15 protein-coding genes and 6 pseudogenes are annotated in these 17,766 nt (G+C 52.9%); 9 read left to right on the forward strand and 12 right to left on the reverse strand.

Annotation, left to right across the window (positions count from 1 at the left end):
- On the forward strand, positions 1–1,500 hold the full coding sequence (locus F3J41_RS06520; protein ID WP_058770182.1) for a UbiD family decarboxylase: 1,500 nt from the start codon (positions 1–3) through the stop codon (positions 1,498–1,500).
- On the opposite strand, the gene F3J41_RS06525 is transcribed toward F3J41_RS06520, so the two are convergent.
- On the reverse strand, positions 1,497–3,050 hold the full coding sequence (locus F3J41_RS06525; protein ID WP_058759152.1) for a sensor domain-containing diguanylate cyclase: 1,554 nt from the start codon (positions 3,048–3,050) through the stop codon (positions 1,497–1,499). The two genes, F3J41_RS06520 and F3J41_RS06525, sit on opposite strands and share 4 nt — an antisense overlap.
- Before the next feature lie 607 nt (positions 3,051–3,657).
- Here F3J41_RS06525 and F3J41_RS06530 point away from each other — a divergent pair.
- Positions 3,658–4,389, forward strand: coding sequence for a hypothetical protein (locus F3J41_RS06530; protein WP_127834908.1), 732 nt, complete (start codon positions 3,658–3,660; stop codon positions 4,387–4,389).
- Between the two features lie 42 nt (positions 4,390–4,431).
- On the opposite strand, the gene F3J41_RS06535 is transcribed toward F3J41_RS06530, so the two are convergent.
- Positions 4,432–5,346, reverse strand: a complete 915-nt coding sequence (locus F3J41_RS06535; protein WP_166710796.1) for a LysR family transcriptional regulator — start codon at positions 5,344–5,346, stop codon at positions 4,432–4,434.
- Between the two features lie 119 nt (positions 5,347–5,465).
- Here F3J41_RS06535 and F3J41_RS06540 point away from each other — a divergent pair, with 119 nt between their 5' ends.
- From F3J41_RS06540 to uraH, 4 genes are all read left to right on the forward strand, one after another.
- The gene (locus F3J41_RS06540; protein WP_152390786.1) at positions 5,466–6,203 is read left to right on the forward strand and encodes an SDR family oxidoreductase; all 738 of its coding nucleotides are present in this window, start codon (positions 5,466–5,468) and stop codon (positions 6,201–6,203) included.
- 36 nt (positions 6,204–6,239) lie between these two features.
- Complete coding sequence (locus tag F3J41_RS06545) at positions 6,240–7,154, forward strand: SDR family oxidoreductase (protein WP_166710338.1); 915 nt, start codon at positions 6,240–6,242, stop codon at positions 7,152–7,154.
- A gap of 364 nt (positions 7,155–7,518) precedes the next feature.
- Positions 7,519–8,619: an NADH:flavin oxidoreductase/NADH oxidase gene (locus tag F3J41_RS06550; protein WP_166710340.1), complete on the forward strand. Its 1,101-nt coding sequence runs from the start codon at positions 7,519–7,521 to the stop codon at positions 8,617–8,619.
- A 129-nt stretch (positions 8,620–8,748) separates the two neighbouring features.
- Positions 8,749–9,162 (forward strand): hydroxyisourate hydrolase, encoded by a 414-nt coding sequence (uraH, locus tag F3J41_RS06555; protein ID WP_058759144.1) that lies wholly within the window; start codon positions 8,749–8,751, stop codon positions 9,160–9,162.
- Positions 9,163–9,347: 185 nt separating this feature from the next.
- On the opposite strand, the pseudogene F3J41_RS06560 reads toward uraH, so the two are convergent.
- Positions 9,348–10,186, reverse strand: a pseudogene (locus F3J41_RS06560) (helix-turn-helix transcriptional regulator).
- 99 nt (positions 10,187–10,285) lie between these two features.
- On the opposite strand from F3J41_RS06560, the pseudogene F3J41_RS06565 reads away from it, so the two are divergent.
- Positions 10,286–10,804: pseudogene (locus F3J41_RS06565) on the forward strand (NAD(P)H-binding protein); the annotation flags it as partial.
- A gap of 370 nt (positions 10,805–11,174) precedes the next feature.
- Positions 11,175–12,173, forward strand: a complete 999-nt coding sequence (locus F3J41_RS06570) for a hypothetical protein (RefSeq protein WP_166710342.1) — start codon at positions 11,175–11,177, stop codon at positions 12,171–12,173.
- 61 nt (positions 12,174–12,234) lie between these two features.
- On the opposite strand, the gene F3J41_RS06575 is transcribed toward F3J41_RS06570, so the two are convergent.
- The 5 genes and pseudogenes from F3J41_RS06575 to F3J41_RS06590 form a co-directional block, all read right to left on the reverse strand.
- Positions 12,235–12,456, reverse strand: coding sequence for a DNA-binding transcriptional regulator (locus F3J41_RS06575; protein ID WP_166710798.1), 222 nt, complete (start codon positions 12,454–12,456; stop codon positions 12,235–12,237).
- A gap of 81 nt (positions 12,457–12,537) precedes the next feature.
- Positions 12,538–12,720, reverse strand: a pseudogene (locus tag F3J41_RS23395) (phage late control D family protein); the annotation flags it as partial.
- Positions 12,721–12,798: 78 nt separating this feature from the next.
- Positions 12,799–13,707: pseudogene (locus F3J41_RS06580) on the reverse strand (baseplate assembly protein).
- 4 nt (positions 13,708–13,711) lie between these two features.
- Positions 13,712–14,059, reverse strand: a complete 348-nt coding sequence (locus F3J41_RS06585) for a GPW/gp25 family protein (protein ID WP_166710344.1) — start codon at positions 14,057–14,059, stop codon at positions 13,712–13,714.
- On the reverse strand, positions 14,056–14,691 hold the full coding sequence (locus tag F3J41_RS06590; protein ID WP_371815451.1) for a phage baseplate assembly protein V: 636 nt from the start codon (positions 14,689–14,691) through the stop codon (positions 14,056–14,058). The genes F3J41_RS06585 and F3J41_RS06590 overlap by 4 nt, the downstream gene beginning before the upstream one ends.
- A 117-nt stretch (positions 14,692–14,808) precedes the next feature.
- Between F3J41_RS06590 and F3J41_RS06595 the strand changes: the two genes are divergently transcribed.
- Complete coding sequence (locus tag F3J41_RS06595) at positions 14,809–16,353, forward strand: ATP/GTP-binding protein (RefSeq protein ID WP_150059002.1); 1,545 nt, start codon at positions 14,809–14,811, stop codon at positions 16,351–16,353.
- 39 nt (positions 16,354–16,392) lie between these two features.
- Here the strand turns inward: F3J41_RS06595 and F3J41_RS06600 are convergent.
- The 4 genes and pseudogenes from F3J41_RS06600 to F3J41_RS06610 form a co-directional block, all read right to left on the reverse strand.
- A pseudogene (locus F3J41_RS06600) lies at positions 16,393–16,842 on the reverse strand (phage virion morphogenesis protein).
- Positions 16,835–17,301: pseudogene (locus F3J41_RS06605) on the reverse strand (phage tail protein). Before F3J41_RS06605 ends, F3J41_RS06600 begins: the two co-directional pseudogenes overlap by 8 nt.
- Positions 17,264–17,527: an Rz1-like lysis system protein LysC gene (gene lysC / locus F3J41_RS23400; protein WP_150059001.1), complete on the reverse strand. Its 264-nt coding sequence runs from the start codon at positions 17,525–17,527 to the stop codon at positions 17,264–17,266. Before lysC ends, F3J41_RS06605 begins: the two are co-directional and overlap by 38 nt.
- Positions 17,409–17,690, reverse strand: a complete 282-nt coding sequence (locus F3J41_RS06610) for a hypothetical protein (protein WP_247656258.1) — start codon at positions 17,688–17,690, stop codon at positions 17,409–17,411. The genes lysC and F3J41_RS06610 overlap by 119 nt, the downstream gene beginning before the upstream one ends.
- Positions 17,691–17,766 lie beyond the last annotated feature (76 nt).

Raw genomic sequence — 17,766 nt, forward strand, 5'->3', positions numbered from 1 at the left:
ATGTCAAACACATCTCCCTCTTCGCACAGCAGTGAGGTTTACGATCTGCGTTCTGCCATCGAACTGCTGAAACAATTTGATGGTGAGTATATTGAGACCGATGAACCGGTAAATCCCGAAGCGGAACTGTCCGGTGTCTATCGTTACGTTGGCGCGGGCGGTACCGTGATGCGTCCCACGCAGACCGGACCGGCGATGGTGTTTAATCACATCAAAGGTTACGACAACTTTCGCGTACTGATTGGTTTGCTGGCTTCACGGCAGCGCGTGGCGCGCCTGCTAGGAGTGCCGAAAGAAAAGCTGGCGCATCTGTTGCGTTCATCGGTACACAACGCCATTGCGCCGGTGGAAATAAGCCAGCAGCAGGCGGTTTGTCAGGAAGTGGTGCACCTCGCCACGGAAGACGGTTTTGATATCCGCCGCCTGCTGCCTGCGCCTACCAATACGCCTGAAGATGCCGGCCCTTATTTCACCATGGGGATGTGTTATGCCGCCGATCCGGAAACCGGCGAACATGACGTCACTATTCACCGCTTGTGTGTACAGGGCAAAGATGAGATCTCGATGTACTTTGTGCCGGGCCGCCATCTTGATCAGTTCCGCATTAAGGCTGAGCAGGCGGGCAAAGCGTTGCCGATTACCATCAGTATTGGTGTCGATCCGGCCATCGAAGTTGGCGCCTGTTTCGAGCCGCCGACTACACCGCTCGGTTTTGATGAGCTGGCGATAGCCGGGGGCTTGCGCGGTCGGGCGGTTGAGCTGGTTAAGGGTGTCGCCGTTGATGCCCGCGCCATTGCCCATGCAGAGATCGTGATTGAGGGTGAACTGGTGCCGGATTATCGCGTACAGGAAGATCAGCATACCCATAGCGGTAAAGCGATGCCGGAATTCCCGGGTTATACCGGTGAAGCGCAGGCGGCAGTGCCGGTAATTAAAGTCAAAGCCGTGACGCACCGCAAAAATCCCATCCTGCAAACCTGCATCGGACCGAGCGACGAGCACACCAATCTGGCCGGTATCCCGACCGAAGCCAGCATTCTCGATATGGTTGAGCGTGCGTTACCCGGTCTGGTGAAGAATGTGCATTGCCCTTCGCCAGGCACCGGGAAATATGTTGCGGTGCTGCAAATCAATAAGCGCGGCCCACAGGATGAGGGACGCCAGCGTCAGGCTGCCCTGCTGGCTTTCTCGGCCTTTTCAGAGCTGAAGCACGTGTTCCTGGTCGATGAAGATGTTGATGTGTTCGACTTAAATGACGTGATTTGGGCGATGACCACGCGTTATCAGGGCGACGCGGATACCATCTTCATTCCCGGCGTGCGCTGTCACCCGCTCGATCCCTCACAGGATCCGGCCTTCAGCAACTCGATTCGCGCTCATGGCATCACCTGTAAAACCATTTTTGACTGTACGGTGCCGTATGACCTGAAACACAACTTCCAGCGCTCGCAGTTTATGGAAGTCGATGTTTCACGCTTCATTCCAGGTTTTAACCGTTAATCACTCACTGCCCGCCAGGCCTGCGCCTGATTGCGTCCGCTATGCTTGGCCTGATACAACGCCGCATCAGCATGCTCGATCAGGTTGCCGGCCTGATCGTCATGCCAGGTGGTCGCACAGCCCGCGCTGAGCGTCACCTGCGCGTCGGGCAGTGCGGAGGCGGCGTGAGGCAGATGCAGGTCAGCAATCGCCTGTACTGCCTGACGCGCAATATTCAGCGCCGCATGCTGATCGGCACCGGCGAGGATGATGGCAAACTCCTCGCCGCCATAGCGCGCGACCATGTCGCTCTGCCGTAGCTTAAGGCGTTTAAGCGCGTCGGCCACCTGGCGTAAACAGTGATCGCCTGCCACGTGCCCGTAGCGATCGTTGTAGTGTTTGAAGTAGTCAATATCCATCAAAATCAGCGACACCGGTGCTGATTTTTCCCGCAGATTATGCAGAGCATTCTGCAAAAAGCGGTCAAACTGTCTGCGGTTAGCCAGACCGGTCAGCCCATCAAAAAACGCCAGCTGATCCAAATGGTGATTGGCATCGGCGAGGTCGTTTTTTAGTTTGAGCAGCGCTTCCTGATAATGCTGGCTATGCCGAGCCTGACGAATGACAAACAGTCCCAGCAGGATAATCGCGACCAGCAGCGCCACGTTCAGGGAAATATCCTGCAGTCTTCCTTTCACCCAGCGCAGATACAGATTGCGCTTGTCATAACCCGCCGCGACGACCAGCGGATAGCGTTCTGAGCTGGCGAAGCCGAAGATGCGCACCTGGCCATCCAGCGCCGCGTTCCACTCGCCGCTGCCGCGATCGGCTTTCACCAGCATCTGCTGGAACAGATGGCTGGCGGAGAGACTTTTGCCGATATAGCTGTCGGGCATCGGACGGGCATAAAGCACCGTGCTGTCTGCCAGCATCAGTACCAGCACGTCGCGCGGCCCCAGTTCGTAGTAACTGTAAAAACGGCGGAAATAATCCACTTTAATGGTGGCTAACAGGATGCCTTTGAAATCACGCGCGGCATCGCTGACGCGCAGGGAAACCGGAATAACCAGATCGCCAGTGCTGCGGCTGCGAATCACCGGGCCGATGTGCAAACTGTCACGGCTGTTGTTGCGGTGATAGCGGAAATATTCACGGTCAGAGTTGTTGGTGCCCACCGGCACGCTGCGCGTGGAGGTGGCGATCCAGCGGCCCTGCTCATCATAGTAAAACAGCCCATGCAGCTGCGGCAGACGGCTTTGCAGATCGCGCATAATCTGGCTCAGATTGGCGGCGTTGAGTTTTTCCAGCGGCTGCGCCTGCAGGTCGCGCTGCACTTCACGCAGGGCCAGTTCGGTCTGGAGCACGGTATCTTCCGCCTGACGTGACTGTGACAGGGAAAGATTGACCGCCATCTCTTCCGTCTGGCGCACCGCGCCGTGCCAGTCTTCGCGCAGCGTCCACAGGGTGAGCGCAATGATCGCGCATATCAGCAATCCGCCGGACAGCAAAATACTGCGCAGCAGCGAGGAACCTGAAATGATTGCCGCTTCATTTTTCCTTTTAAACGTCATGTTTCACCCTGTTGCCGTGTTAACGCTAAGTTAAGCACATAATCAGCGACGGGATTTTCAGGATTAAAGACGGTAATGATGTCAGGCGTGGCGATGGCCACTGGACGACGGGTGAATGCTGCATAAATCGCCAGCGATCAGTTCGCCCAACCCTGGATTGAACGCGGCGAACTCAGGCAGGTACTGGGCGAGTGGTCTGCAGTGTTTTCAGGTCTTAATCTCTATTACGTTAACAATCCCCATATGTCGGCCTCGCTGAGAGCGTTTATTGACCAGTTAAAATCCTTTGTCGCGACGAGGCGTTGAAATCAGCCAGCGCCATGCTGCTGGTCCCGCCACGAATATTAAATCACGCTAATCATTAACCCTGCTGTCGTTCCGGTTGTTACCGCCGGTATTTTCTCCCCTGTAACGCGCCTTATCCCCTGCCGCCACGCTTTTCTGAAGATCTAAATTTGCAGCAAAAATTTATTCAATCATTAAATTATATTTATTATATTAGCGAAACTTTAATGTGGACTGGTTGAGGATTACAGTGCATTTAACAAGGAAATCAGTGATTAGCAGCGCTATCTCTGATGGCGTACTGACAAAAAGAACCCACAGAATGTGCAGGATACTTAATGGTATCGATCAGCGCATTAGCATTACACCGGCAAGCGGATTGATTGACTTCCTTAAAGGGATGGAGGTGACCAACGAACAGTACCGGCGCAGTGGAATCGTTAAGGAAAAACGCTCAATTTTTCTCTATAACGAAGGGCTGCTGAATCCGGAAAGCACGCTGTTTCTCGCCCGCAAAGGCCAGGATATCCTCGGCACGCTAAGCGTCATCGCCAATCACAATAACCGTCTGCCGTGCAGCAAACTTTTTCGTGAAGAGATGGCCGCCCTGCAGCTGGAAAAGCGCAAAGTGGTAGAGCTTGGCACGCTGTCGGTACGCTATCAGGCAGACAGTGAAAACATCGTGTTTATGCTGTACCTGAAAATCATGATCTACACCATTTTCATTGAACAGGTGGATGACATCTTTATTCAGGTTAAAGAGAAGGTTGCTGCGTTTTACGAGCGCAATTTCCTGTTCAAACAGGTCGGCGGCACGAAAAAGCACCCGGATTACAGTGACCTTAACGCCGCACTGCTGCGCGTGGATGTGAAAAGTATCCGCGACAAAATTTATGAGCAGCAGTGTTATGGCCCGATGGGCTGGCTGCGCATGCTGCGTGAACTTGGTTTACTGCAGCACTACCGCACGCTGAGCCAGCAGTGCCACAGCTGCCCGCGCTTTACGCCGGATCAGCGGGACGCGGAGCTCTATCAATATCTGTGTAATCTGTGACGGCGCCAGACTCCTCTGCACCGTTTTCGATTTTCACACAGATCACTTGCCGGCATTGCTATCCACGTCGTGCTGCAGGAAGAGTTCTTTTAGCCATTCGATGAAGACCCTGACTCTGGGCGATAGCTGTCGGTTACGCGGATACAGGACAGAGACGGGAGACGGTTCAGGTGGAAAGGCTTTGAGCAATTCGACGAGGGCCCCCGTCTTCAGATCATCTTCCACGTGATAACGCGGCACCTGGATGATGCCGAGTCCCATGCGCGCCACGGATACAAAGGTATCAGCCGCATTAACGGTAATTGAAGTTTTGATCGTCGTGGTGATGCGCTTGCCGTCCACCCTGAAGGCCAGCGGCAGGATACCGCTGCTGCCCGTGGTGCGGAATCCGATCATCCTGTGGCCGGAATGCAGTTCATCCGGATCCGACGGAAGCCCGAACCGGGAGACGTAACCGGGCGAAGCGACTGTGACCTCTTCCAGCGTGGCGACGCACCGCGCGATCATATCGCTGTCCTGCGGCGTTCCGACACGCAGGACACAATCAATTCCCTCACGCACCAGATCGACCAGCCGGTCACCCTCGCTAAGATAGATTTCGATATCAGGATAAGCTTCGAGGAAACAAGGTAGGTGCGGCAGAACAAAATGTCTTGCCAGCGTGCCATGAACATCGACACACAGCAATCCCTTCGGCCGGGCGCCGGCAAACGCGCCCTCGGCATCCTCGATATCGTCCAGTATAGAAACGCAGCGCTTGTAATAGGCTTCACCGTCCAGCGTCGGGCTGACGTGACGCGTGGTGCGTTCCAGCAGCTTAATGCCCAGGCGCGACTCAAGTTGCTTAATCGCGTCCGTTACGGTCGAGCGTGGCAGGCCGAGATCTTCCGCCGCCCTTGTGAAGCTGCGGCGCGCTACCACACGCGTGAAAACGCGCATCGTATCAATTCTGTCCATGGCATTGTTCGTCATTATCGGATTCTGATACCAGATAATGACTGATTATCCGGAAAGAATACAGTGCTAGATTTTCTCCGTGTTCAGGCGCGATACCGCGCGAAAATCGGAGAATATCTATGTCCACTTCAGAGAAAGTAGCAATCGTAACCGGTGCATCCCGCGGAATTGGTGCCGCCATTGCCAGGCAGCTTGCTGCGGACGGCTTTGCCATCGTGGTGAACTATGCCGGCAACGCAGAGGCTGCCGCCGCCGTGGTTGAGGAGATCGAAGCCGCCGGTGGCAGAGCCATCACCGCGCAGGCGGACGTTGCTGATGCCAGCCAGGTAAAACGCATGTTCGATTTAGCCGAATCTGCGTTTGGTGGTATTGATGTGCTCGTCAATAATGCCGGCGTAATGATGCTATCTCCGCTGGCCAGCGCCGACGATCAGAGTTTTACCAAGCAGATCGACATCAATCTGAAGGGAACGTTTAACACCCTGCGCGAAGCGGCAAATCGCCTGCGTTCTGGGGGACGCATCATCAACTTCTCCACGTCGGTTGTCGGGCTTAAGCTTGAGAATTATGGCGTCTATGCCGCGACCAAGGCGGCCGTCGAAACACTGACAACCATCATGTCCAAAGAGATGCGCGGACGCAGCATCACCGTCAATGCCGTCGCGCCCGGTCCGACTGCGACCGACCTCTTCCTCAACGGGAAAAGCGATGAACTGATCGCGCGCATGTCCAAAATGAATCCGCTGGAACGCCTCGGCACGCCTGAGGATATCGCCAGTGTTGTTTCTTTCCTCGCCGGACCACAGGGCAGCTGGATGAACGGACAGATCCTGCGCGCCAATGGCGGAATGGTCTGAGCCGCAAACTGCAGAATTAGTCAAAGGAGTACTGTTATGTCTCAGAAGATTATCCTTGTGACCGGATCGTCAAGCGGCTTCGGTCGCCTGACTGCCGAAGCGCTGGCTCGTGCTGGCCATACCGTTTATGCATCAATGCGGGATATTGCGGGTCGTAATGCCGCAAATGTCCGCCAGTTTAGCGAACTTTCCACGCGGGAAGGAATTGACCTCCGGCCGCTGGAACTTGATGTTCAGAGCGACATATCGGTTGATGCTGCCATTGAAACGGTAATATCCGACGCCGGGAAGCTTGATGTGGTGGTACACAATGCTGGCCACATGATGTTCGGCCCGGCTGAAGCCTTCACGCCAGAGCAGTTCGCCCAGCAATATGACGTTAACGTGCTGGGAACGCAGCGCGTCAACCGGGCCATACTGCCGCATATGCGCTCCCGACGTGAAGGCCTGCTGGTCTGGATTTCCAGTTCCAGCGTGACCGGCGGCACACCGCCCTATCTGGCCCCTTACTTTGCCGCCAAAGCGGCGATGGATGCGCTTGCCGTTCAGTATGCGCGCGAGCTCAGCCGATTCGGCATTGAGACGACAATCATCGTGCCGGGAGCCTTTACCAAAGGAACGAACCATTTTGCCCATTCAGGAAGTCCTGCCGACACCGGGCGTGTCGCAGAGTATGAAGCAGGTTCTTATGCCGGATTCGGCGATGTTGTGCAAAAGGCCTTTGCGGGGATAGTGCCGGAGGATGCCGATCCCGCGCGCGTTGCAGCACAAATAACCGATGTTGTCGGTATGCCATTTGGTACACGTCCATTTCGTGTCCATAACGATCCGTCCGAAGACGGCGCGAATATCGGCTTTGCGGTCATCGACCGTTTGCGCGCCGAAATGCTACATCGGGTTGGATTGTCCGATCTTCTGACGCTAGCGAAAGCACCGTCGTGTGAAGGATAACAGGCGTGACCGGCGGGATCGCTCGCCGGTTGCTTTACCATGCAAACAGGAGCGCCGGAAATGCACACCGTTGTCATCCTTATCTGTGGTTTTGCGCTATAAAATATCCTTGCTTGTACACCCTACCAACAATTCAGCATCCCTTAGCGTTAGCTTGCATTCTGTTGAGCCTCAGCCCCTGGTTTGAATAAAGGGCGCTAGTTAGCCTTAACGGCACGTTAGCCGAACCCGGCACCATTACTTTAATCACTAATAGTATGTTGTAATTAATGTGTGTCATTGCCGCTTACATCTGGCATTGCTGCAAATCCGGCTGCAGCTCCTATGCTGTAGGGAGTCATTAACGTGCGGATATGAGGTATGCATGAGTTTACTGTTTAGCGCGACGCAGCTTGGCGAGTTGTCGCTGGAAAATCGCATTGTGATTGCACCGATGTGCCAATACTCAGCGGAAGAAGGTAAGGCAACGGCCTGGCACCGCATTCATCTCGGCCAGCTGGCGCTCTCCGGCGCGGGACTGCTGATTATCGAGGCAACGGCGGTGGAAGCTATTGGCCGTATCACGCCGGGCGACCTGGGGTTATGGGACGACGCGACAGAAGCCGCGCTGGCCAGCGTGCTGCAGGACGTGCGGCGCTACGCTACCCTGCCGATTGGCATTCAGTTGGGTCACGCCGGGCGCAAAGCGTCCTGTGCTGCGCCATGGCAAGGCGGTGCGCAGCTCTCTGAGGAACACGGCGGCTGGCAGACCGTCGCGCCGTCTGCGCAGCCGTTTGCACAGGATGAGCGTCCGCCGGCCGCACTCAGCAAACAGGATCTGGCGCAGCTGAAACAGGCCTTTGTCGATAGCGCTCTGCGCGCGGTACGCATCGGCATTCAGCTGGTCGAACTGCATGCTGCGCACGGCTATTTGCTGCACCAGTTTCTGTCGCCGCTCAGCAACCAGCGTGACGATGAATATGGCGGCTCATTAGAGAACCGTCTGCGTTTCCCGCTTGAGGTGTTCAAGGCGCTGCGCGCTGCGCTGCCGGCGGAAATCCCGGTTGGCGTGCGGCTTTCGGCCACCGACTGGATCGAGGGCGGCTGGGATAATCAGCAATCGATTGTTTTCAGCCAGCAGCTCGAAGCCGCAGGCTGCGCCTATATTCACGTCTCCAGCGGGGGGCTGGCACCGCAGCAGCAAATCAGCGTCGGTCCAGGTTATCAGTTGCCGTTCGCTCGCGAGATTCGCCAGCAGGTCTCGATTCCGGTGATTGGCGTGGGGCTGATTACCGAACCGAAACAGGCCGAGCAGGCGCTGCAGGAGCAGGATGCCGATTTGATCGCGCTGGCACGCGCGGTGCTGTATGACCCACGCTGGCCATGGCACGCCGCCGCCGAACTGGGTGCGCAGGCCAAAGCGCCGCCTCAGTATCTGCGTTCCGAACCGCACGGCCTGAAAGGCACCCTGATTAGCAACCAGTAGTTCCCCTGACCGGCAGCCGCCCGGTTGCCGGTTCTGCTCTGGGAAATTTCACAGATTTCAGCCCATTGTGCGCGACTGCACTGTTTTCGTCTTATGCTTTCCCGGCCAATTAACCAAAAGGAAGATGAGATGAAATTGCAGCATTATTTACTGGGCGGCGCGCTCTGCGCTTTCAGCATGAGCGGCCTGGCCGCTGAGATGAAAAATCCTCTGAGCGTGCATGTGCTGAATCTGCAAACCGGCGTACCGACCGCAGGTATTGAGGTCGAGCTGGATAAAAAACAGGGTGAAGAGTGGGTGAAACTGGCGCAGGGCACCACCAACGAACAGGGACGTATTCCAGCGCTTTACCCGGCGGGCCAGAAGGCGCAGACCGGGATTTACCGCGTAATTTTTAAAACCGGTGACTATTACAAAAAAAACGCTCAGCCGACCTTTTTCCCGGAAATCCCGGTGATGTTCAACCTGGATAATGCCGATCAGCACTACCATATTCCACTGCTGCTCAGCCAGTACGGCTACTCCACCTATCGCGGCAATTAAGCAAAAAGGCGCTGCGGACGGTATATTTATACCAGTACGTTTTGTTGAACAGGTGCCTCGTTAAGCGATTGAATCAGGCAGGAGAATCTCTATTCCGTTGCTCCTGCCCATTACAGGGTAAGCCTGTTTTTTCGGCTGGTGTGATTGCTATAGCGTGCTGGCTGACGCATTAAAAACTGTCTGACTCAGACTACGCGCTGAGCTGAGTTCTGTGAAATCCAGCGCTCTGTTTTCGCTCTGCTTTCATCGGTTGCCGGATTAAAGAGCATCATCGTTAAATCCGGCCTGCCTTCAACTGAAAAGGTCGAAAACTCCAGGGCAATCGTTCCCATTTGCGGATGATGCAGCACCTTAAACCCTTCGCCATGCCCGGCCACATCGTTGTTACGCCACAGGCGGGCGAAGTCAGCACTTTGAGCGGATAGCTCCTCAACCAGTCGATCAATTTCCTCTGAAGCACCCAGGCGCGCGGCATCCGCCCGAAAGGCGTTGACGATGAGACGGGCCACGCCCTCCCAGTCGTCTTGCATCCCCCGCGCTTCCTGATCGGTAAACAGCAGGCGCAGAATATTGCGCCGCGCGAGCGGAAGTTGCCCGTAATCCTTCAGCACAACCGTCGCCGGGTGATTCCATGCCACCACATCCCAGGTGGCGGTTTTAATAATCGCCGGAATCGTCAGGCTTTCCAGTACGCGTTGCAGCCGTGGGGTTATGCTGTCGCACCGACTTACCCGGTTTTCTGGCGGATGCCCAAACGCGAGGATAAACAGATGATCGCGCTCGGGAGACGTAAGCCGCAGCCCGGCAGCAATGCGGTTCAGTACCTCACGCGAGGGCGCTCCCCCCGGCCCTGCTCAAGCCAGGTGTACCAGGTCGGGCTGATATTCGCGAGCTGGGCAACCTCTTCGCGGCGCAGGCCCGGCGTACGGCGGCGGCCCGGCAAAAAACCAAACGAAGCCGGGTCAATTGCCAGACGGCGTGCCCTTAAAAACTCACCCAGCGGATTTTCAGAAAGCAGCGTCATAAATCACCCTGTTAATGTTTATACCCTGATAACCTCACTACTTTAATAGTAAAAGATCCGCGCTTACGCTGTCGCACTAAATCACTCAGGAGACAGGCTATGCGTATTTTTATAACGGGTGCGACGGGCTTTATCGGCTCACGCGTTGTATCGGCCCTGCTGGCTCGCGGCCGTCAGGTGACCGGTCTTGTACGTTCAGAAGAAGCAGCTCAGCAGTTAAACGATAAGGGCGCCACAGCCCAGCGCGGTACGCTGGAAGATCCCCAGGCGTGGATTGCTGGCATAGAACAATGTGATGCGGTGATCCACACCGCTTTCGATCATGATTTCAGCCGTTTTATCGACAATTGCGAAAAAGACCGCCGCGTTATTCGCGCGATTGGCTCTGTATTGCAGGGCAGTCAGCGCCCGCTGCTCATCACTTCTGGTACCGGAATGGGTGATGACGGCAGTGGCCAGCCCGCTGTTGAGCAGAATTTCAACCCGGCACACCCTAACCCACGCGTCGCCTCGGAGCTGGAAGGCATTAAGCTCTTTGAATCGGGAATCGATCTGCGTGTGGTGCGTTTACCTCAGGTTCACAACACTGAACGTCAGGGATTAATCAGCTATTACATCGCTCTTACGCGGACTCATTTTTTGTGTGTAATATATTGAAATAAAAGTATTTATTTCAGGTCACGTCCACTGATTGACCACATCGATACGAGAAGCCCTGCATATGCGGGGCTTTGATTTTTATACAGAGCGCGCAGTTGCCCATCAATTCTTCCAAATTGATAACCAAAAATGAACCTTTCATAAGCATTTGCTTTAAACTGCATTCTTTGAACCCTTACATCCAAACCTCCGACAAGATTGAAGGTTATATCATCAAGCGTTTTCTGACCTTTACGCCGGATTCTAAAAGGTTAATATGAGACTCATAATCGATTTGGGCGTGTATAGGGTGTTGTGATTGATACCCTCGTCAACAGAAGGCTAAAAAATGAGAAAGAGCAGATCTTTTTTAGGCACTCGTCATAATGATGGAAAATTTGGGCCACACATTGATTTGGATGATGAGAAGATCACAAGCCTCATTCGTCTGTTTGATAACGAGAATAATCAAAAACGCTATCATTTTCCCGACCTTTCTCCCGTAATTAATGTGGTATACAACCAAATTCAAGCCGGATTTGATAAACAGTTGAATGCCATACATCACATGGTCAAGCAAGAGCAGGAGCAAGCGTTTGTCCGGGAACTAGCTGTAAAGTATGAACTGCTTTTCGATCAGTGGAACTACGCAAGTTCTGTGGAAGATGATCAGAAAAAACTTTCTCAGTGGGATGATGTTGTCAAGATGTCACGAGAGTTGCTGATTCATCTACGTGATAACATGCCTGACCGCGTTCCATTAAAAGACTGGAACTATGACCTAGCCGATAGACTTGAGCAAACGGGTCGCATGTACACTGAATCGCTATTATTCATTATATATGCACGTGCTGCCTATGAAGATAGTTCTCTCGGGCGAGACCCAACCTTACTGAAGTATTGCAATCAGTTGAAGGATAAAGTCAGAGCCCAACTCACTGGTGATGCTGAAATCAAACTTATGCTTTGCGCACGGTTTCATCGCCCTGAAGATTACTACCGAGTATGGCAGTTATGCGGCAGGAAAAATCAAAGTGATGCTGATGCAACACTGCTCAAACACATTGAAGAAATAAGACCAGAACGTGTAGATGATCCTCACGCCTTCTATAGCTCATATTCATCCAACGTACAAGACGCGTATTGCCGTAAACTTGAAACACCACGCTACACTGACAGTCAATGGGAAGTACTCTATGTCCTATGGAATATATATCATCGCGCGTGTCAGCTAGAAGATTTTCTTGAGGCATTAAGAGAAAACAGTAATGAGGTGGACTTCTCACATACCCCTGAGTCTCGAGAAAGTATGGAGTATCTACTTAACCAACTCACTATTCAAAGCTAAACAGATTTAATCACAAATTTGTAAAGCAATAGCCCCAAAGTTTCGGGGCTATTACATTTATTCACATCCATGTTATTTGCTGCTGCCCAGATGATGTCGGGTGAGGCAGAGCTGACGTAACTTTGCCCGGCTTCACAATGAAGCGTTCGACCGTTTCGGTCGTGACGAACGTGCAGCTGCAATTGATATTTGTGCACTGGTGATAACGCTCCTTTGTCGTGTCAATAAAGTAACGACTCGTGCGGGCATGCGCTGCGGTATGGCATAACGGACAATGGAACATTTTTATCACCTCTCCTTTATGATTTAACGCCAACATTTTACCCATTAAATTAATATAAAACAAACAGATAGATTCATTAAATCAATCATCCTCATCGGCTTCATACTCCACATCCGAAAGCCTTACCTCAAGCTCAACGCCCGTCGTGAAGCCGTTATTATTGAGGCTGTGTGTCACCTTACTGATTAACCACGCCTGTTCGTCTATGACGCGCTTAAAGCCTGAGACTCGCACCGGCATTTCAGGATAAATATCTTCGCGCCCGGTACGCGGTCAATATCAGTGGCGGCTTTTGCCGCGAGCACCTCCAGCGTCGACGAGCCGGTCGGTAAAAACCGGGGGTTACTCATCCGTACCCCCGGCGGTGATGCTGTACTCCGTGCAGTAAGAGGCCTGGTATTTACTGAGCACAATGTCAGCCAGTGGTGCCGCCAGCTCGACACGCTGCACGCCTTCAACATGCAGCGCGGCATAAATGGCAGACTTACGAATGTAACGGCCTAAGCGCTGTTGCGAGCTGATGTAGCTCTTCAGCTTGTCTTCCGCCGCCTGCAGGATAGGTTTCGCTTCCGGGCCGGGATAAAATTAGAGCGTCGCGTCAGTCTGGTACGACACGATGGCGGCACTCTGGACGGTCGCGCGGTCACCCACAGGTCGCACATCTTCCGCATTCAGCGCTTTTTCAACCGCAGCCAGCAGGTCATCAGACGCCGAGCCGTCACCCTCGCGGGAGAGCACGGAAATCGTCACACAAGCAGGCGTCGGACTGTCGACTGAAATATCAGCAACCCGTCCGTCGGCGCTGCGTCCGTGGTATTCATACGCGCCCACCGGACCGGCGACATTCAGCCCCTCGAAAGCCTGCTGTGCCCGCAGGCGCAAATCAGCATCGGATTCCATGACCGGCGGTGTCGGCGGAATGGTGGTGTCATCGCCGGGCGTAATTGTGAGGCGCTCCGTGTCATTGTTCGTCGCCATCACATCGAGATCACTGCCCTCGGAATAGGCCAGCGTGACGGCAAGCGCGGCCTCATTCAAACGCTGGCGCCAGAGCAATTCCCGGAAAGCGTTTTCTTCCAGATATTTGACCAGTGGATCGGATTCAAGCGCAAGGGTACGGGCGACGGCCTCCTGCTGGTCTTCCGGGAAAAGCGAAATCAGCACCGCCTTTCGCTCGGCGAGGATGGATTCATAATCCAGCGTTTCCACCACGTCGGGCGCGGGGAACTGGCTCAGGTCAATTGAGGCCATAAATTCAACTCACTGGAATGGTCAGGGATAACGGGTCGCCGGAGCCTTTGATTTCGCCGGTCAGGTCAACCACCATCTGACCGGTAAACTGGCGCTCAATCGTCAGCCACGTAATGGTGACGCTGGGCTCCCACTTCAGCAGCGCCATGTAACAGGCAGACATCAGCTGAAGGTTCAGCGCGTCGTTCTGCGGCATATCAATCAGGGAGGACAGCAGCGAGCCGTAATCGCGGCGCATCACCCGCGAGCCGACCGGCGTGCGCAGAATATCGCTCATGCTCTGGCTGATGTGGTCAGCGTCGGTAATGGTGCGCCCGGTGTTGCGATTCATGCCGATGTAGCGTGTCGTCATAACGGAGTCCCCGTTTGCCCGCCGCTGTCGCCGGGGTGTTTATGGAGATGTAGCACCTTGCCATTAGAAGACAGCGAGCCTTCACTGTGCTCGATGTTGCCTTTCATCGTTCCGCCTTTCTGCACCTCAATCGAGCCGGTGATGAGCTTGTTGGTACACACGACCTCGGGCGTGTCGAGCGTGACGCGGGTGTCAGCCTTAATCATTACGATCGGCACAGTGGCGGTAATGGACTCTTTTGCGGTGACGTCGGCGGTAGTGATACAGGAAACCAGGAGTGCCCCTGTGTTGGGCTCGTACTCAATGACCGCCCCGTCAGGAAAGGCAATGTGAAACGCATCGGCAAACGCCGAGGGCGCGGGGAAATCGTTAGAGAAAATGGCGGGCAGCACAAAGGCAGTATCGAGCTCGCCGCGAATGGCAAGAATGAGTACCTGCTCGCCCACCGAGGGAGTCCACCATGTGTGCGAGCGCCCGGCGCGGGCGGTCAGCCACTGGAGCCAGTCGGTGACAATGCCGCCGGTCTGCACGCTACAGCGCCCCGCATCAAGATCGGTCTCGATAATGACACCGGTACGAATGAGGTTGCGGATTTGACGCGCGACCTCTTGAATAGCATTTAGATTCATCATGAAAATGATGATGCCAAAATTGTGTTGCAGAGGTTATGATTTAGCGATATATGAGTTACCAAACAATGGAATACGGCAAATTGCATAAACTTAATGCAGCATAACTTTAAAGGAGTGATGATGGGCCGCTTTACACAGCAAAATTTAATGTCAATTAAAATTGATAAACTCAAAAACATTGAAGATTTGAATAGCCTCACTTTTACTCCTCATGGAGTTACCGCGATTCTTGGGGCAAATTGCGTTGGAAAATCCAGTTTACTTCATGCCCTTGCATCTAGTTTTAGACCTGATGGAAACGACCTCTCAGAAACACATAAAATGAGTGAGTATTTCAAACCAAACCCCCACGCATTATGGTCAGGAACCAAATTCTACTTAAGCTACACATATGTTGACAGAGCAAGTCCCAATGCTCCTGTAGTGGTAACCGATGCTCCCAGCGAAAAACGAAATACTCGTTGGTCCCCTAGACAAGAATCTAAACCCCATCGCAGTATATTTTTTATAGGGATTTATACATCAACACCTACCCTTGAATACATAAATTACATTAAAAATAAAAGCCGCACCGGCTCACAGAATGTTAAGTATACAACGACACTATTAACAGATACTGATAGCATCAACATTAAAAACAAAACAGGCTATGTATTTAATAGAGCTTACAGTGAAATTTACAAGCATACTATTCAAAAATGGAATGAAGTCGTTTATGGGCTAGGCATTAATGGCGTTACATATTCGCAAGTAAGCATGGGAGCTGGAGAACAACGTGTCATCAAAATTCTTAATGTATTATACGAAGCACCTGAGTACTCTCTCATTCTAATTGATGAAATTGATTTACTATTGCACGAGGATGCTTTCCAAAGGCTGCTTGAAGTAATTATTGAAATTTCCAGAAATCGGAGATTGCAAGTCATTTTCACTACGCATAGGGAGGGGGTGCTAAAGAAATCAGATAAAATAAACATACGGTATATTTATAAAACTGGCGCGCAAACACTATGCATACAACAGATCACCCATGACGCCATGCGCGCGCTTACTGGAGTATTGGAAAAACCGCTCTCATTTTTCGTTGAAGATGATTTCTCTGCTAGAATTATAAAAAAAATATGCCAACAACTGAATATCGTAACATATGTTGATATCAATGAGTTTGGTAGTGCCATTAATGCATTTAGTTTGACCGCTGGGTTAATAATGAGCGGAAAAGATAAGAATAAAATTCTTTCAATAATTGATGGCGATGTTTATTCTACACCTCAAGAAAAACAAGATCAGATCAACAAGGTTATCAGTGGCACAGATGCTAGATCTCGAGCATGGAGAAATGACCTACTACCAAGAATTATGCAATATCAACTCCCGCAAGGTGTTAAACCTGAGCAGTATATACGCGAGTGTATTCTAAGGCTTGACCCAGCGACTCTAAACGATATAAAACTGGATATTTACAATTCACTAGGAGCAATCCAAGTTGTTTTAAACTCACACGATTACGTAAATGCTATCTATCCGCTTTACCCCGAGTCGAGTGAAGTAATTATCAAAGACGTAATTGATTTGTTTGCCACAACACCCGAATGGCTATCTTTTGTCAATGATGTGAGAGTTGAGATAGAGAATATGGCAAGAGCTGAGGGGTTAATCTAATCATATGCAGCAAGAGTTAATCTTGCTGCAATTCTTATATTATTTACTGATCTTTCTAACTATTATTCCCTGTATAATATCAATGGTCCCATTTTCGAAGCCTAAAAGTTGACGGGCAGGATAGCTTACTCAAGCGCCATTACTATTTGGCCTATCCTTTAATCCGTATTGATGCACCTGTGCCATGTGCTGCACCTTGCCGGTAAATTCCACGACTGCCGCCTCGTCACTACCGGCGGTTTTCATAAAGCGGTTAGTACTCAGTTTGATGAACATTTTCCGCTTCACCCTGCCCTTTTTGGCCCTGACCAGCTGGCGCTTGCGGGCAGCATACGGGGAGCCATCCGGCGCTTTCTGCGTTTTAATGCGCTTCTGCTGTCGGGTGCATAGCGTCTTTGCCATCTCCGCCCCCATCCGCCGACGGCCTGCCGGAGAAAGTGCCGCAATCAGCCCGGCCAGCCGGTCATCAAAGGGCTTAAACTCATTCATGCCATTCGCTCACAAGCTCATGATGGACATAGAACTGCGTTGGGCGCCTCACCAGCTCGTTTGACTGCGGATCTGGCGCATGCTCGATATGCAATTCGGCCCCAACCTCTTTAACGATAGTGCGCTCGGTCAGCATCGGGCTGATACTGAGGTCTGCGCTGTCATCGTTGTTAATATCCGCCTCATAGGTAAAGCCGCGCTTTTGCCCGTCATCGGTGGTCATAATGTCGGCCTGATTGACCCGCAGCCATGCCAGAATCGGTACGAGGATCAAATCAATATCGCCCGGAAAATCAGTCACGATAATATTAAGCGTGTACCTGTTTTCGAACTACAGCGAGGTCGCAAGCGTAGAGGCGAGTTTCCGCTGTCGAGAAACACGCGCAGCATTTCGGGGTTCTGTTTCAGCACCGGCACCGCATCAGTTAAGGCGTTGCGCAGGCTCTTCGGTTTGAACATCGGTTTTGTACTGGCATTCTTTGACTGTTTGGACCTGAAGCGCACAGCATTCGAGCGCGGTTTCGAGCTGACGAATGTCGGCGCTCAGGTCACCATTAGTCTTCGGGTCACTGCCCGGCATCGGGCACAGGCTCACCCTCGGGCAGGCGTTCAGCACAACGACCGGCGGAGGCGCAGGTGGCGCGGGTGTGCAGGCTACGCACAGCAGCAGGGAGCTCAGTGCCATACCAGCGGCGTAACTCTTCGTTTTCATTTAGTAACCTCGTAATCGTGCGCTCCCGACGCAGGGCCTTCTGCCCGGGAACGGCGAACTTCTGGCGCAGCTCAACCTGCGCCCGGTCATTGTCAGCGTCGAGGCGCTGCGCGATGAACAGCTGGTCTTTCAGCATGCCAATCCCGATCAGGCCGCGGAGCATTTCGGCTGGTTCGCTGCTTTCGCCAGGCTGGATCTGCGTGCCAGCGGTG

This window comes from Pantoea sp. Ap-870 (genome assembly GCF_011752515.1).
Lineage (GTDB): Bacteria > Pseudomonadota > Gammaproteobacteria > Enterobacterales > Enterobacteriaceae > Pantoea > Pantoea dispersa.

Excerpts from the sequence above, each read along its gene's own strand:
- F3J41_RS06540 (WP_152390786.1), top strand. The coding sequence starts at position 5,466 with ATGTCCACTTCAGAGAAAGTAGCAATCGTAACCGGTGCATCCCGCGGA.
- F3J41_RS06585 (WP_166710344.1), bottom strand. The coding sequence starts at position 14,059 with ATGACGACACGCTACATCGGCATGAATCGCAACACCGGGCGCACCATT.
- F3J41_RS06575 (WP_166710798.1), bottom strand. The coding sequence starts at position 12,456 with ATGTTCCATTGTCCGTTATGCCATACCGCAGCGCATGCCCGCACGAGT.
- F3J41_RS06545 (WP_166710338.1), top strand. The coding sequence starts at position 6,240 with ATGTCTCAGAAGATTATCCTTGTGACCGGATCGTCAAGCGGCTTCGGT.
- F3J41_RS06530 (WP_127834908.1), top strand. The coding sequence starts at position 3,658 with ATGTGCAGGATACTTAATGGTATCGATCAGCGCATTAGCATTACACCG.
- F3J41_RS06550 (WP_166710340.1), top strand. The coding sequence starts at position 7,519 with ATGAGTTTACTGTTTAGCGCGACGCAGCTTGGCGAGTTGTCGCTGGAA.
- F3J41_RS06610 (WP_247656258.1), bottom strand. The coding sequence starts at position 17,690 with ATGCTGAAAGACCAGCTGTTCATCGCGCAGCGCCTCGACGCTGACAAT.
- uraH (WP_058759144.1), top strand. The coding sequence starts at position 8,749 with ATGAAATTGCAGCATTATTTACTGGGCGGCGCGCTCTGCGCTTTCAGC.
- F3J41_RS06590 (WP_371815451.1), bottom strand. The coding sequence starts at position 14,691 with ATGATGAATCTAAATGCTATTCAAGAGGTCGCGCGTCAAATCCGCAAC.
- lysC (WP_150059001.1), bottom strand. The coding sequence starts at position 17,527 with ATGGCACTGAGCTCCCTGCTGCTGTGCGTAGCCTGCACACCCGCGCCA.
- F3J41_RS06570 (WP_166710342.1), top strand. The coding sequence starts at position 11,175 with ATGAGAAAGAGCAGATCTTTTTTAGGCACTCGTCATAATGATGGAAAA.
- F3J41_RS06520 (WP_058770182.1), top strand. The coding sequence starts at position 1 with ATGTCAAACACATCTCCCTCTTCGCACAGCAGTGAGGTTTACGATCTG.
- F3J41_RS06525 (WP_058759152.1), bottom strand. The coding sequence starts at position 3,050 with ATGACGTTTAAAAGGAAAAATGAAGCGGCAATCATTTCAGGTTCCTCG.
- F3J41_RS06595 (WP_150059002.1), top strand. The coding sequence starts at position 14,809 with ATGATGGGCCGCTTTACACAGCAAAATTTAATGTCAATTAAAATTGAT.
- F3J41_RS06535 (WP_166710796.1), bottom strand. The coding sequence starts at position 5,346 with ATGGACAGAATTGATACGATGCGCGTTTTCACGCGTGTGGTAGCGCGC.